8 protein-coding genes, 21 tRNA genes, 1 rRNA gene and 1 riboswitch are annotated in these 14,373 nt (G+C 41.2%); of the genes, 1 reads left to right on the top strand and 29 read right to left on the bottom strand.

Annotated features, from left to right (window positions below; translation table 11 throughout):
• Position 1: 1 nt before the first annotated feature.
• Positions 2–1,744 (bottom strand): 2-succinyl-5-enolpyruvyl-6-hydroxy-3-cyclohexene-1-carboxylic-acid synthase, encoded by a 1,743-nt coding sequence (gene menD / locus AC4PG0_RS00150; protein WP_003772171.1) that lies wholly within the window; start codon positions 1,742–1,744, stop codon positions 2–4.
• The gene (locus tag AC4PG0_RS00145; protein WP_003772173.1) at positions 1,741–3,129 is read right to left on the bottom strand and encodes an isochorismate synthase; all 1,389 of its coding nucleotides are present in this window, start codon (positions 3,127–3,129) and stop codon (positions 1,741–1,743) included. Before AC4PG0_RS00145 ends, menD begins: the two co-directional genes overlap by 4 nt.
• Before the next feature lie 174 nt (positions 3,130–3,303).
• On the opposite strand from AC4PG0_RS00145, the gene AC4PG0_RS00140 reads away from it, so the two are divergent.
• Complete coding sequence (locus tag AC4PG0_RS00140; protein ID WP_003767239.1) at positions 3,304–4,242, top strand: 1,4-dihydroxy-2-naphthoate polyprenyltransferase; 939 nt, start codon at positions 3,304–3,306, stop codon at positions 4,240–4,242.
• Positions 4,243–4,274: 32 nt separating this feature from the next.
• On the opposite strand, the gene AC4PG0_RS00135 is transcribed toward AC4PG0_RS00140, so the two are convergent.
• The 27 genes from AC4PG0_RS00135 to rrf all read right to left on the bottom strand — a co-directional run bounded on the left by AC4PG0_RS00135 (position 4,275) and on the right by rrf (position 14,366).
• Positions 4,275–6,128: a bifunctional homocysteine S-methyltransferase/methylenetetrahydrofolate reductase gene (locus AC4PG0_RS00135; RefSeq protein WP_492167659.1), complete on the bottom strand. Its 1,854-nt coding sequence runs from the start codon at positions 6,126–6,128 to the stop codon at positions 4,275–4,277.
• Entirely contained in the window at positions 6,125–7,297 is a 1,173-nt protein-coding gene (gene metC, locus AC4PG0_RS00130; protein ID WP_194318422.1) for a cystathionine beta-lyase, read from the bottom strand. The genes AC4PG0_RS00135 and metC overlap by 4 nt, the downstream gene beginning before the upstream one ends.
• Positions 7,290–8,414 (bottom strand): aminotransferase class I/II-fold pyridoxal phosphate-dependent enzyme, encoded by a 1,125-nt coding sequence (locus AC4PG0_RS00125; RefSeq protein ID WP_003772177.1) that lies wholly within the window; start codon positions 8,412–8,414, stop codon positions 7,290–7,292. Before AC4PG0_RS00125 ends, metC begins: the two co-directional genes overlap by 8 nt.
• A 21-nt stretch (positions 8,415–8,435) precedes the next feature.
• Positions 8,436–10,733 (bottom strand): 5-methyltetrahydropteroyltriglutamate--homocysteine S-methyltransferase, encoded by a 2,298-nt coding sequence (metE, locus tag AC4PG0_RS00120; RefSeq protein ID WP_010990956.1) that lies wholly within the window; start codon positions 10,731–10,733, stop codon positions 8,436–8,438.
• Between the two features lie 106 nt (positions 10,734–10,839).
• A riboswitch (SAM riboswitch) is annotated at positions 10,840–10,946 on the bottom strand.
• 94 nt (positions 10,947–11,040) lie between these two features.
• Positions 11,041–12,198, bottom strand: coding sequence for an MFS transporter (locus AC4PG0_RS00115; protein WP_045554244.1), 1,158 nt, complete (start codon positions 12,196–12,198; stop codon positions 11,041–11,043).
• A 62-nt stretch (positions 12,199–12,260) separates the two neighbouring features.
• A tRNA-Glu gene (locus AC4PG0_RS00110) sits at positions 12,261–12,332 on the bottom strand.
• A gap of 5 nt (positions 12,333–12,337) precedes the next feature.
• Positions 12,338–12,428: transfer RNA gene (locus tag AC4PG0_RS00105), tRNA-Ser, on the bottom strand.
• Between the two features lie 36 nt (positions 12,429–12,464).
• Positions 12,465–12,537: transfer RNA gene (locus AC4PG0_RS00100), tRNA-Asn, on the bottom strand.
• 6 nt (positions 12,538–12,543) lie between these two features.
• Positions 12,544–12,617: transfer RNA gene (locus AC4PG0_RS00095), tRNA-Ile, on the bottom strand.
• A gap of 26 nt (positions 12,618–12,643) precedes the next feature.
• A tRNA-Gly gene (locus tag AC4PG0_RS00090) sits at positions 12,644–12,714 on the bottom strand.
• A gap of 22 nt (positions 12,715–12,736) precedes the next feature.
• A tRNA-His gene (locus tag AC4PG0_RS00085) sits at positions 12,737–12,809 on the bottom strand.
• 26 nt (positions 12,810–12,835) lie between these two features.
• Positions 12,836–12,908: transfer RNA gene (locus tag AC4PG0_RS00080), tRNA-Phe, on the bottom strand.
• Between the two features lie 4 nt (positions 12,909–12,912).
• Positions 12,913–12,988 (bottom strand) — tRNA-Asp (locus AC4PG0_RS00075).
• A gap of 4 nt (positions 12,989–12,992) precedes the next feature.
• Positions 12,993–13,066: transfer RNA gene (locus tag AC4PG0_RS00070), tRNA-Met, on the bottom strand.
• 42 nt (positions 13,067–13,108) lie between these two features.
• Positions 13,109–13,198 (bottom strand) — tRNA-Ser (locus tag AC4PG0_RS00065).
• A gap of 22 nt (positions 13,199–13,220) precedes the next feature.
• Positions 13,221–13,294, bottom strand: a tRNA-Ile gene (locus AC4PG0_RS00060).
• Positions 13,295–13,305: 11 nt separating this feature from the next.
• Positions 13,306–13,379: transfer RNA gene (locus AC4PG0_RS00055), tRNA-Met, on the bottom strand.
• 54 nt (positions 13,380–13,433) lie between these two features.
• A tRNA-Ala gene (locus AC4PG0_RS00050) sits at positions 13,434–13,506 on the bottom strand.
• 19 nt (positions 13,507–13,525) lie between these two features.
• Positions 13,526–13,599: transfer RNA gene (locus AC4PG0_RS00045), tRNA-Pro, on the bottom strand.
• A 10-nt stretch (positions 13,600–13,609) separates the two neighbouring features.
• A tRNA-Arg gene (locus tag AC4PG0_RS00040) sits at positions 13,610–13,683 on the bottom strand.
• A 9-nt stretch (positions 13,684–13,692) separates the two neighbouring features.
• A tRNA-Leu gene (locus AC4PG0_RS00035) sits at positions 13,693–13,778 on the bottom strand.
• 14 nt (positions 13,779–13,792) lie between these two features.
• Positions 13,793–13,867 (bottom strand) — tRNA-Gly (locus tag AC4PG0_RS00030).
• 15 nt (positions 13,868–13,882) lie between these two features.
• A tRNA-Leu gene (locus AC4PG0_RS00025) sits at positions 13,883–13,964 on the bottom strand.
• 5 nt (positions 13,965–13,969) lie between these two features.
• A tRNA-Lys gene (locus AC4PG0_RS00020) sits at positions 13,970–14,042 on the bottom strand.
• 40 nt (positions 14,043–14,082) lie between these two features.
• Positions 14,083–14,158 (bottom strand) — tRNA-Thr (locus AC4PG0_RS00015).
• 7 nt (positions 14,159–14,165) lie between these two features.
• Positions 14,166–14,238: transfer RNA gene (locus tag AC4PG0_RS00010), tRNA-Val, on the bottom strand.
• 12 nt (positions 14,239–14,250) lie between these two features.
• Positions 14,251–14,366, bottom strand: a 5S ribosomal RNA gene (gene rrf / locus AC4PG0_RS00005).
• Between the last annotated feature and the right edge of the window lie 7 nt (positions 14,367–14,373).

Raw genomic sequence — 14,373 nt, 5'->3', positions numbered from 1 at the left:
ATTAATCTAACGCCTTTAAAGCAGTCGCAATTTTTTCCCAAAGCGCTTGGTGGTTTGCTTTATTTTCATGACGATTGGTTTTTACTTCAATAATATCTAAACCTTTATGGTAGCTTGCTTTATCAATAGCTTCTTCAAGTGAGTCCACAGATTTTGCTTCATGATAATCAGCATCATAAAATGCCGCAGCAAAGCGGAAATCAAGTTCAGTTGAAGTACCAAACAGTGACTCAAAATACTTCGGTTCGTTTGCTTGAGGTAAAAATGAGAAGATCCCACCGCCGTCATTGTTGACAATAATAATAGTAAGGTTCATCTTATATTTTTTCGCCATAAGCAAGCCATTCATATCATGATAAAACGATAAATCACCAATCAGTAAAAACATTGGTTGGAATACAACACTAGCACCTAGCGCCGAGGAAACAACCCCATCAATACCATTAGCGCCACGGTTTGCGAGCATTTTTATTTTCTTATCAATTTGCGAAAAGTAAGTATCTACATCGCGAATTGGCATACTATTACCAATAAATAAACCAGCTTTATCTGGTAACAAACGGCGCAATTCCGAAACAATTTTGCCCTCTTCTAAAGTAGTTGTATTCGCCATTTCTTCCAGAACGATTTCGCGCGCTTTTTGATTGTAAGAAGTCCATCTATTTAACCATGAAGCGTCTTTCGTATCGTCCGGCATATTTTGTTGCATAATATCAAGTAAAAATCGCTCGTCGCAGTGGATCATATCAGTTACAGCTTTAATTGGATCCTTCCAAGCAGCACCAGGATCTACTACGTAAAATCTGATGCCAAAAAGATGTTCCAACCAGTTTTTTAGTGGTTTAGAAACTGGCATACTTCCAAAGCGAATCACTACTTCTGGTGTTAATTTATCCAAAATATCCGCTTCTTTTAAAAATGCATCATATTGGTCAATTACCACTTCATCCATTGCCCCGTAAGAACGTAAGCCAGAAAGAGGATCCGCTAAAATTGGCCACCCTAGTTTTTTCGCCAAATCTACCATGGGCTGTTCCAATTCTTTTTTATCAATCGGTCCAACAACGAATACGCCTTTTTTGCCCGTGCATTCGGTGACCATTTTTTGAATGGAACTATCGTCTAAAACTTCATGCGTATAGTAAATATGTACATGATGATGTTTTTTCCCAGTAGCAGTAAATGGAGAAGGTTCTAAAATAGGCACAAGTGGTTCACGAAGCGGAAAATTAAGATGCACTGGTCCCCTAGGTGTTTTCATAGCAATATCCACCGCGCGACTACTATGCCATTTAGCATAACGAAGCATTTCATCACTGTTTTCAGGAAGCGCCATATCAGTGAAATCTTTTACGTGCGAACCGTATAAATGCAGTTGATCCATTGCTTGTGGTGCTCCAACATTTCTAAGTTCATGCGGACGGTCAGCAGTTAGGACAATTAATGGAATTTGTGATAAATTTGCTTCCACCACAGCAGGAAAATAGTTTGCCGCTGCAGTTCCGGAAGTACAGAGCAGAACAACTGGACGTTTGGATGCTTTCGCTAGTCCAAGCGCAAAAAAACCAGCCGATCGTTCATCAACATCTACATAAATCTTCAATGTTGGATGTTCTGCCATCATCAGTGCCAGCGGAGTTGAACGAGAACCCGGGCTAATAATTGCTTCTTTTACACCGGCTTGCACAAGCTCCTCAATAAATGCAGCTAAATAATCTGTCAGCACTTGTTCGTGGTTTGTCATTTCTTTATGCCTCCTAATACGCGTAACATCGGTTGGAATTTAACCTCAGTTTCTTTTAATTCTTCTTTTGGAACAGAATCACCAACAATCCCGCAACCAGCATAGATCAAACCTTGCGAATCAACAATTAAACCAGAACGAATCGCAACAGCAAACTCACCAGAGCCTTTTAAATCAACCCAGCCAATTGGTGCGCCGTAAAATCCGCGGTCCATTTCTTCCTTCATTCGAATAATCGCCAGCCCCATTTTTTGCGGTAATCCGCCAAGTGCCGGTGTCGGATGAAGAGCTTTCACCATTTCAAGCATTGTCACATCAGGCTTTTTCTTCGCTGTAATATTCATATATAAATGTTGAATATCGCGATTTTTTAGTAGAACGGGTTGGCTAGATAACGAAAGACCTGTTGTAAATGGTTTTAATGTTTCTTCCATCATTTGTACAACATAGGAATGCTCTCGTAAATTTTTTGCATCTTGCAGTAAAGCATTTCCTAGGGCTTCATCTGCATCATCCGTAGCACCACGTTCGGTTGAACCAGCTACACAAGAGGACTGGATTGTATCCCCATTTACAGCAAGCAATCTTTCTGGAGTTGCGCCAAAAAAGACTCCCGTTCCCTTTTCTATAAGAAAGAAATAACTATTTTCTTGTGTTGCTAGCATATTTTCCAAAATAATTGCGCTATCTACTTGTCGCTGGAAACGTAACCCCATCCGTCTAGCTAAAACTACTTTTTTCACGTCTTCTGAATGATTAATCATATCGATAATCTCACTTGCAGTCTCTAGGAAATGCTCTTTACCAATTTCCTTAAAATCTGTTAGCAATGCCATTTCAGCTTCATTAACCTCTTGATGAATGATTTTTTGCCACTGATTAAAAACAGCTTCTAATTTGCTCTCCGTATCATCTGAGTAGATGGACAAATTGACCGTTAAGTAGCTTTTCCCATCCTTATTAGTCAACATAAATAGCGGTAAGTAGAACAAACCATCTTTAAAACTTTGCCATTCTTTCTCTGTATCCCGCTCAGGATCAAAAGCAAAACCGCCAAAGTAAATTGGCCCAGTTGCATCTACTGTTGCATTTGTTACACAAGTGCGCAGTCTTTTTTCAATTTTCTCTTGCAGTCCAAGAAAAGCATCTTTTTTCTTCTCCGCCAAAAATTGTTTCGTTACACCAAAACCGGTCATCGTCAGTGTCATTTCTGGATTTTGCCAGAAAAAACGTTCACCTTTAAAAGCCGTACCAGCTTTTTTAAACAATTTGACTGGAGACACTAATTCATCTAACTCAGTTACCCAGCTAAATAGAGCCGGTTGATCTTGGCTTGCGCTACGTTTCGCTTGATTAAATAAATCAAGAGGCAATTTAGTATTCATATGCTTATCTCTCCTTTTACATTCACATCTTCTATTATACCAAAAATAGAGCTAAACTGCTTGGTTTGCGTTTTTTCTTTCATTTCGTTATTAATTATTGACGTCGTTCAATTAATTCCCTAAAATGAAGGGTAGACATCTGAAACATATGGAAGTGAAAAAGGAGAGAAAAACATGGCTAATGCCTCAAAATCTGCACTTACAAAACAAACTGGATTTCAAAAATGGTGGTCGTTACTTCGCCCTCATACGCTTGTAGCTTCTTTTGTTCCGGTATTTTTAGGAACCTCCGTCGCAATGAGCTATACCAGTTTTCATTTTACACGTTTTATCGTCATGCTAATTGCTTGTTTCTTCATTCAAACATCAGCCAATCTATTCAATGAATATTTTGATTATAAAAAAGGACAAGACGATGAACATTCGGTTGGAAATGGTGGTGCTATCGTTCGTAATGGTATGCGCCCAGGTTTTATATTGTTCCTAGCAATCTTTTTATACATTTTATCGATCCTCGGTGGCGTTTATCTATCCATTGAATTAAATTGGTACGTTGGCTTACTTGGCGCAATTTGTATGCTTGTTGGCTTTCTTTATACAGGCGGACCTTACCCAATTGCTTATACGCCGTTTGGTGAAATTATGGCAGGGTTCTTTATGGGAGGAATTATTACTTTTATTTCTTTCTACATCCAAGCGGAATTTATTAGTTCGTTTATCGTCTACGTTTCTATTCCAATAATGGTACTTGTTGGAAACTTGTTACTAGCCAATAGTATTCGTGATTTAGTTCCTGATAAGAAAAATGGTCGTTTAACTTTAGCTATTTTACTTGGTCGTAAATGGGCAACAGTTCTTTTCGCAGCTGCTTTTCTTTTCAGTTATGTATTTGAAATCGCCCTTATCTTTACCCAAGATGCTCCGTGGTGGACGCTATTAATTCTACTTAGTTTGCCAGAAGCCATTCGTGCTGTTCGTCGTTTCATTGGAAAAACTTCACCGATCACAATGGTTCCCGCTATGAAATCCACTTCCAAAGCTTTAACTATCTTTGGAATTACACTAGCATTCGCTTATCTTTTAAGCCTATTATCTAGAAACTTATTCATGTAAAAAACTGGTTGTCCTAATGACAACCAGTTTTTTTATTTGGAAGCAATTTGTAATTGTTGTTTATTTTGAACATATTTCGCAAGTTCAATCGACAAATCATATCGTAAAAATGGCGTAATAATATAAATCCCCTGAAAATGCTCACAAATAGCATCAACTAATTCACGCGCAATCGCCATGCCTTCTTCATTTGCGTGACCGTGTTCTTCCGCTTCTCTCATCCGTTCCCGAACCTCATCAGTCAAGCGAATGCCCGGAACTTCATTATGAAGAAATTCTGCATTTCGACTTGAAAGTAATGGCATAACCCCGATAAAAAGCGGCACATCAATATTTGCCTTTTGCAAAGCTTCTTTAAGTAAAACAGCTTTATTTACATCATAAATGGGCTGCGTAATAATATAATCCGCGCCGTATTCTACTTTTCGTTCAATTAATCGAACCGCCTTTTCTAAGTTAAGCACATTGGGGTTAAACGCTGCGCCAACATGAAACCGCGCTTTTTCCTTCAACGATTTTCCTGTATATGAAATACCGTCATTAAACTTTTTAATCAGTTGAACGAGCTCCACCGATCTTAAATCAAACACCGAGGATGCTCCTGGGAAATCACCTACTTTAGTCGGATCACCAGTAATCGCAAGCACATCATGGAGACCTAGCTTATGAAATCCCATCACATGCGAATGCATCCCAACTAAATTATGGTCCCGCGTCGTCAAATGAATCAACGGCTTAATGCCATACTCATGTTTCAAAATGGAAGCCAGCGCCATATTACTAATTCTCGGAGTCGCTAGTGAATTATCCGAAATCGTAATCGCGTCAACTCCAGCCTCATCCAGCGCCTTAGCTCCTTCAAAAAATTTCGATGTATCAAAAGTCCGAGGTGGATCAAGTTCTACTAAAATCGTCAACCGTTCCTTCACATTATCAAGTAAACGCTCACCAGACTCCTCGTCCTCCACTTCTTCAGGAACAAGCTCCAAAATCGGTCGAACTTCTTTTTCCAAAACGGGCTTAGTGCTCTCTAATCCTTTACGCAAAGCCCGAATATGATCTGGAGTCGTTCCGCAACAGCCACCGATAATTCGTGCACCTTCTTGTCGAAAAACTTCCCCGTAATGCTCAAAATAATCTGTATCTGACTGATAAATGACTTTCCCTTCTTGCACTTCTGGCAGGCTCGCATTGGGATAAACAGCTAAGTATGCCTTATCATAAAGTGGTACTGTTTCAAGAGCACGCGCCATATGATATGGTCCAAGTCGGCAATTGATACCAACCACATCTGCACCGAGCGCAATAAGTTCTTCCAGCGCATCTGGTAATTTTTTCCCGTTTTGCAGGATACCTGGTTCATGCATCGATACATTTGCCACGACAGGTAAATCAGTCGTCTCACGGAGAATTTTCAACACCGTTTTAAGTTCATCTAAATCATAATACGTCTCGAGCAAAATTGCATCCACACCATCTAACAAAAAACAGTATAGCTGCTCCCGAAAACTACGCTTAATTTCTTCCAGAGGAGCCGCCGGAAGTCTTGCATCCACAGCTCCATTTATCCCGCCAATCGTGCCAAAGATATACGTCCCAGTCCCTCTCGCCGCTTCCTTTGCTAACCGAATGGCGGCTTGGTTAATTCGCTTCACTTCATCCTCAAGACCATATCGAGCGAGTTTAATATAATTGGCTCCGTAAGTATTAGTTTGAATAATATCCGCACCAGCACCAATATAAGCCTTATGAATCGCTACAATATCTTCCGGATGAGATAAATTCAGTTCTTCAAACGAACGGTCCACCCCGTAGGAATAAAGCAAAGTGCCCATCGCACCATCTGCAATTAATACTTTTTCGCTTAAATCTTTTCTTAAATTCATTTCGCGACACTTCCTTTCTTAATGAACGAAAGTGCTTGTTTTAAATCAGCAATCAAATCATCTGCATCCTCAAGCCCCGCTGAAAAACGTAATAATCCTGGTGTAATTCCTTGCGCCAAACGCTCCTTTTCTGGAACAGCAGCATGAGACATTTTAGCAGGATAAGATAAAATACTCTCAACCGCACCTAAACTCACGGAAAATACCGGTAACTCCAAATGATTTACGAGCTCGCGCACAGCTTCTTCGCTACCAAGATCAAAAGACAAAACAGCTCCACCACTCGTCGCTTGTTCTACTTGAATTTCATAGCCTGCATGGGATGGTAAGCCAGGATAATGCACCGCAACTACATCTGGTTCTGCATTTAAAAACAAAGCAATTTTTTCCGCAGTTTCCGTCCCAGCTTTCATCCGAACAGATAGCGTTTTAAGTCCGCGAAGCAGCAACCATGAATCTTGTACCCCAAGAACCCCACCAGTTGAATTTTGCAAAAAGTAAATAGCTTCAGCCAAATCCGGGTTATTAGTAACAATAAGTCCTGCCAAAATATCACTATGACCGCCAAGAAATTTCGTCGCACTGTGGATAACTAAATCTGCTCCAAGCTCTAACGGTTTTTGAATAAGTGGTGTTAAAAAAGTATTGTCAACAAACGTATGGCAGCCATTCGCTCTCGCAAGTTTAGAAACAGTCCGAATGTCCGTCACATGTAATAGCGGATTGGATGGTGTTTCCAAGTAAACCAACTTAGTATTCGCTTGAAACGCCTTCGCAACTTCATCAATGTTTGTCGTATCAACAAAAGTATGCGTAATCCCAAACCTCGGCAACACTTGCTCAACCAAACGAAAAGTTCCACCATACACATCTTTTGAAATAATAAAATGATCCCCTTTAGATAAGGTAAAAAGTGCCGCAGAAACAGCCGCCATACCACTTGCAAAAGCAAAACCGTTCGTGCCACTTTCTAACTCCGCAATCGCTTGCTCCACTTTTTCTCTCGTCGGATTGCCACTTCTTGCATAATCATAAGTATGGTAATTATCAAAATCATGCTGATGAAATGTAGACGATAAATGAATGGGCGTATTAAGAGCACCTGTTTCTTTATCGATTCCTAAACTAGCTTTAATTACAGCTGTATCTTGCCCATAATCCTTAGCCACGAGCGGTCACCCCTTTCAAAACCGCATCAAGCGCTTTAGATAAATCAGCAATTAAATCTTCACTAGCTTCAATTCCAACCGAAATTCGTAATAATTTATCTGTGAGCCCATAAGAATTTCTAAGTTCCAATGGAATATCCGCATGAGTTTGTGTTGTTGGATAAGTAATCAAACTCTCTACCCCACCTAAACTTTCCGCAAAAGTAAACAACTCAAGCTCTTTTAAAAGTGGCGATACGAGCGCTGCATCCTTAATAAAGAAACTAATCATTCCCCCGCGGCCCGGATAGCGTACTTCCTCCACTAACTCATGCTCCTCCAAAAACGCAGCGATTTTCTCCGCATTTGCCTGATGCTGTCTCACTCGTAAAACAAGCGTCTTCAGACCACGAATCAAAAGCCAACTATCAAATGGCGATAACACAGTACCCGTTGCATTTAGCTGATCAAAAAAGAATTTTCCAAGCCATTCCTCTTTAACAATAACCGCGCCTGCCAGCACATCGTTATGTCCACCAAGATACTTCGTCGCACTATGAATAACAATATCTGCGCCTAAAGTTAATGGTTGCTGCAAAACAGGTGTATAAAATGTATTATCTACAATAACAAGTAAATCATTCGCATGTGCCCACCGAGACACACTAGCAATGTCTGTTTCTTGCATCAATGGATTAGTCGGCGTTTCGATGAAAATCGCTTTTGTTTCCGGGCGAACCAATTTTTCCAAATCATTCACGTTCGCCCCGTCCCAATAAGAAAAACCAATCTGATATTGCGCTCCAAACTGTTCAAAATATCTAAAAGTCCCTCCGTACAAATCCTGCGAACTTATAATATGTTCACCCGTTTTAAATAGCTGAAAGACTAATTGAATCGCACTCATCCCAGAACTCGTCGCAAATGCATGCGTGCCATTCTCTAGTTCCGCAAGTGCTTCTTGTAAAGCATCTCGCGTTGGATTTCCCGTTCTAGTATAATCATATCCCGTTGATACCCCAAGATCGGCATGCTGGTAAGCTGTAGAGAAGTAGACTGGCATATTGACAGCACCCGTTCTTTCACACTTTCTATTTCCAATTTGCGCTGCTATCGTCTCTTGTTTCAGCTTTGCCATAATTACCTCTCCTCCATTCCTTTATTTCTCTAATACTTGATATTCCGCACGAACTTCTTTAGTCGCTTTAATCATATCTTGAAGTGCTGCAATTGTTTCAGGCTCTTTCCGCGTTTTCAAACCACAATCCGGGTTAATCCAAAATTGTTTTGCATCAATTGCACGTAACGCACGACGGATATTATCTTGAATTTCTGAAACAGTTGGAACTCGCGGGCTATGAATATCATAAACACCCAGTCCAATTTCTTTATCATAAGTCACTTCTTCAAATGTCGAAATAATTTCCCCATGACTTCTTGAGGTTTCAATCGAAATCACATCGGCATCCAAAGCACTGATTGTATCAATAATGTCATCAAAGTCCGAGTAACACATATGAGTATGAATTTGCGTATCATTTTGAACCGAAGCAGTTGTTAATTTAAATGAATATACCGCATCATCTAAATATTTTTGCCATCTCGCTTGTTTCAATGGTAAACCTTCACGTAAAGCTGGCTCGTCCACTTGGATAACCTTAATGCCATTACGTTCTAGTGCTTCTACTTCTTTACGAAGCGCGAGGCCAACTTGATTCGCAACAACACTTTCCGGCACATCATCACGGACAAAACTCCAATTGATGATTGTCACCGGCGCAGTGAGCATCCCTTTTACTGGGCGCTTCGTTAACGACTGGGCATAGACGCTTTCTTTCACTGTAATTTCCTCTGTAAAAGCAACATCCCCGTAGATAAGTGGTGGACGAACCGCTCTCGAACCATAAGATTGTACCCACCCAAATTTAGTTGCCTGGAAGCCTGCTAATTTTTGTCCAAAATATTCTACCATGTCAGTACGTTCAAATTCACCGTGAACTAACACATCGATATCTAAATCCTCTTGAATTTTAATCCAGCGAGCAGTTTCTTTTTCAATAAATGCATTATATTCTGCATCGGTGATATTTCCTTTTAACCAATCTGCACGTGTTTTCCGAACTTCTGGTGACTGTGGAAAACTTCCGATAGTCGTTGTTGGAAACAGTGGTAATTTGAGCCATTCATGTTGTAATTTGATTCGTTCTGCAAATGGTAATTCTCGGTCAACCCGAACATTTTCTAAATTAGCAATCGCCGCTTGAACTTCTAAATTATTTCGATGGCTTGATTCATTAAGCGCTTTTACAGCCTCACGAGCTTCATTTAGCTCAGCAGCCACACTTTCCGCACCTTCTGTTAAAGCTTTCGTTAAAATTGCAATTTCATCTAATTTTTGATCAGCAAATGATAAGCCGCCTAGAATCACTTCATCTAAATCAGGTTCGCTTAGTTTTGTTACTGGTACATGTAATAATGAATTCGATGGTTGGACAATCAATTTATCCTCCGCCACATAATGAGCGATGTCAGTAAGGAGTGCCAATTTCGCATCCAAATCACTGCGCCAAACATTTCGACCATCAATCACCCCAGCCGCTAAATATTTATTTTGCGGAAATCCGTGAGCTTTCAACGCTTTAATCGAATCGCCGTGATCATGAACAAAATCAATTCCAACCGCCGCAACTGGCAAATTAACAACCTCTTCATAATAATCCAAACTTTCAAAATAAGTTTGTAACTCTATTTTCAAGTTTGGTACAGCATCATGAAACGCTTTGTATACTTTTTCAAATAAAGCAATTTCTTTTTTATCAAAACTAGTTGCAAGATAAGGTTCGTCAATTTGAACCCACGTAGCACCAGCAGTTTCAAGCTCTTTCAAAATTTCAATATACGCTGGAATAAATTTATCTAATAATATTTCAAAGCTTTCTGCATCGCTACCTTTTCCAAGTTTTAAATAAGTAACTGGACCAACTAGTACTGGCTTCCCTTCAATCCCAAGCTCGTTTTTCGCTTCTTCGTAGTAGTAAAGCGCCCGGTTATCTAATACTTTAGGATCAGCTTCAGCAAGTTCTGGCACGATGTAGTGATAGTTAGTATTGAACCATTTAGTCATTTCAGAAGCAACCGCGTCACTCTTACCACGCGCAATATCAAAATATGTATTTAGCGAAACCTTCCCACCATCATGTTGAAAGCGTTTTGGAATAATCCCAAATGTAACGCTCGTATCTAGCACTTGATCATAAAAACTAAAGTCACCAACTGGAATCAAATCAATTCCTTTATCTTGTTGTTTCTTTAGCGCATGTAATCTTAGAGCTTTTGTTTCCGCCAATAATTCCTCTTCTGAAATCGCACCATTCCAAAACTTTTCTAGCGCACGTTTCCATTCACGTTTCTCCCCAAGTCTCGGATACCCCAAGTTTGAACTAATCGCCTTTACCATACCTATCACCTTATCCTCTCAATTTTTTGCCAATAAAAAACCTCCCTAGAGAACTAGAGAGGTTTGGAAGTTTCGATACACAAATACAGTGAAACTTTTTAAGTCTCTCTTATCTCTCGAAGCATCACACTTCGCAGGATTTAGCACCTTTTCAACGAATTGAAAGGTTGCTGGGTTTCAACGGGCCAGTCCCTCTACCACTCATAATAAGAGTAATTTATTTAGTTTTTTTAATCACTTAAATTGGATTGAAATCATCATACCACTTGCAACTAAAAACTGTCAATCATTAAATTTTTATTTTCTTTCAATGTGCTTCCTTCCGTCCTCCCAAAGCTAATAATAAACAGCCTAGCAAAAGGATTCCAGCGACCACAAAATAAAATATTTGATTTCCAAAAATCCCTATCATCATCCCCGTTGCACTCGGACCAATAATACTCCCTAAACTAAAGAACATTCCTACCAAAATATTTCCAGCCGGAAGTAGTTCAAGCGGCGTCAAATCAGTCATATAAGATAACCCTAGTGAATAAAGCGAGCCTAGCAATATCCCCAAAATAAAGAAAAATATCACAAAGAAAATAGGTATCTTAACAAACGCTGTTAATACAAAAACCACAGCCCCTGCTCCAGTCAAAAGCGGTAACATTTTATCCCGACCAAATTTATCACTAATAATCCCAATCGGCACTTGAAAAATAATCGTCCCAACTGAAAAAGAAGAAATAATCATCGCAATCATCATTGTATCAAGCCCGTCTCGCAACCCTACAACTGGAAATGTCGCATTAAGTCCGGTTTCAAGAATCCCATACAAAAACGGTGGAATCATCGCAACCCAAGCCATCTTAAATACGCCCGAAAAGCGTTTTATACTTCCCCAAAAAGAAATTTTCCGAATAACAGCCTTTTCTCCCACGAAATCATTTCGAATAAACCAAACAAGACTCCAAGCAATCAATACTAAAATACCTGACAAGAAGAAAGGCAAGTTTGCATTTACTTTTGCCAAATTCACCAACTGTGGCCCAATCGCAAATCCTACAGAGAAAAACAAGCCATAAATAGCCATATTTCGACCACGCTTACTAGGATCACTCATTGCTCCAATCCATGTCTGCGATGAAAAATGCAACATATGATCCCCAATACCAATAAGCAATCGCAATATAAACCAAAAATATAAATTAAACCAAATAGGAAAAGCAAATATTGCAATCGCAACAAGCCCTCCGCCAACTAATATTATAGGCTTGTAACCATATTTATGTAAAGGTGCCTCAATAAATGGAGAAATCAGTAAAACACCTAAGTAAATTCCTGTTGCATGAAACCCATTTATTCCAGCACTTACCCCTTTTTCTTCTAAAATTATCGCAATAAGTGGCAGTAAAACACCTTGAGATAATCCAGATATAGCTACAACCATCGTTAAAATCCAAAACTTCCCTTTTGCCCCCATAACACACCTCCGAAAACTTACTAAAAAAAAACAATGTCGATGTTCGACATTGTTTTTTTAGATGACCCGTACGGGAATCGAACCCGTGTTACCGCCGTGAAAGGGCGGTGTCTTAACCGCTTGACCAACGGGCCATATCTGGCGGAGAAGGAGGGATTTGAACCCTCGCGCCGCGCGAGCGACCTACACCCTTAGCAGGGGCGCCTCTTCAGCCACTTGAGTACTTCCCCAGATATAAAAAATCTATTCTCTTTTTGAAAGAATAACTCCACAGGCAGGACTCGAACCTGCGACCGATCGGTTAACAGCCGATTGCTCTACCAACTGAGCTACTGTGGAATAAAATGGGCCTAAATGGACTCGAACCATCGACCTCACGCTTATCAGGCGTGCGCTCTAACCAGCTGAGCTATAGGCCCCTAGTAAATCTAATTTCATGGTAAAAAGCGGGTGATGGGAATCGAACCCACGACAACAGCTTGGAAGGCTGTAGTTTTACCACTAAACTACACCCGCATAATAAAATTTAAAAACAAAGGGCGGATAATGGGAATCGAACCCACGAATGCCTGAACCACAATCAGGTGCGTTAACCACTTCGCCATATCCGCCATAAGGCAAAAATGTTTAAAAAGAATGGCTTGGGACAGAATCGAACTGCCGACACCTTGAGCTTCAATCAAGTGCTCTACCAACTGAGCTACCAAGCCATAATGGCGGTCCCGACGGGATTTGAACCCGCGATCTCCTGCGTGACAGGCAGGCATGTTAACCCCTACACCACGGAACCACTATTGCGGGGGCAGGATTTGAACCTACGACCTTCGGGTTATGAGCCCGACGAGCTACCAGACTGCTCCACCCCGCGACAATAATATTTAATTTAGTCCACATATCACAAGTGAAAAAACGGAGGAAGAGGGATTCGAACCCCCGCGCGGTATTACCCGCCTGTCGGTTTTCAAGACCGATCCCTTCAGCCAGACTTGGGTATTCCTCCATGATAATAATAAAGTGACAAGTGGACCTTGCAGGACTCGAACCTGCGACCGGACGGTTATGAGCCGTCTGCTCTAACCAACTGAGCTAAAGGTCCAAGATTGAAAATAGCGGCGGAGGGAATCGAACCCACGACCTCTCGGGTATGAACCGAACGCTCTAGCCAGCTGAGCTACGCCGCCATAATAATAAGGCTACCATTTTCTTTCTAATTATGTGATTAAATGTGAAGTAAGTGGAGCCTAGCGGGATCGAACCGCTGACCTCCTGCGTGCAAAGCAGGCGCTCTCCCAGCTGAGCTAAGGCCCCATTATAAAAGATGAAACAATCGGGAAGACAGGATTCGAACCTGCGACCCCTTGGTCCCAAACCAAGTGCTCTACCAAGCTGAGCTACTTCCCGTTTAATAAAGTGCGCCCAAGAGGAGTCGAACCTCTAACCGCTTGATTCGTAGTCAAGTACTCTATCCAGTTGAGCTATGGGCGCAAATATAAGTGCCGAGGACCGGAATCGAACCGGTACGGATATCACTATCCGCAGGATTTTAAGTCCTGTGCGTCTGCCAGTTCCGCCACCCCGGCGTTGCTATAAAATATGGAGCGGAAGACGGGGTTCGAACCCGCGACCCCCACCTTGGCAAGGTGATGTTCTACCACTGAACTACTTCCGCATATTTTATAATAAGTGCGGGTGAAGGGACTTGAACCCCCACGCCTCGCGGCGCCAGATCCTAAATCTGGTGCGTCTGCCAATTCCGCCACACCCGCAAAAGTGAGCCGTGCTGGGTTCGAACCAGCGACCCTCTGATTAAAAGTCAGATGCTCTACCAACTGAGCTAACGGCTCTCTACAATAAAAATATGTATTATTATAAAGATAATATTAATGGTGCCGGCTGCAAGAGTCGAACTCGCGACCTACTGATTACAAATCAGTTGCTCTACCAACTGAGCTAAGCCGGCATAAAAATGGAGGTTAACGGGATCGAACCGCTGACCCTCTGCTTGTAAGGCAGATGCTCTCCCAGCTGAGCTAAACCTCCAGAAATAATATTGCCCGGCAGCGACCTACTCTCGCAGGGGGAAGCCCCCAACTACCATTGGCGCAGAGAAGCTTAACTACCGTGTTCGGGATGGGAACGGGTGTGACCTTCTCGCCATAACTACCAGACAATATG

Source organism: Listeria sp. MAN/IMW/UF464 (assembly GCF_058683955.1).
This window is presented reverse-complemented; position numbering and strand designations above follow the sequence as displayed.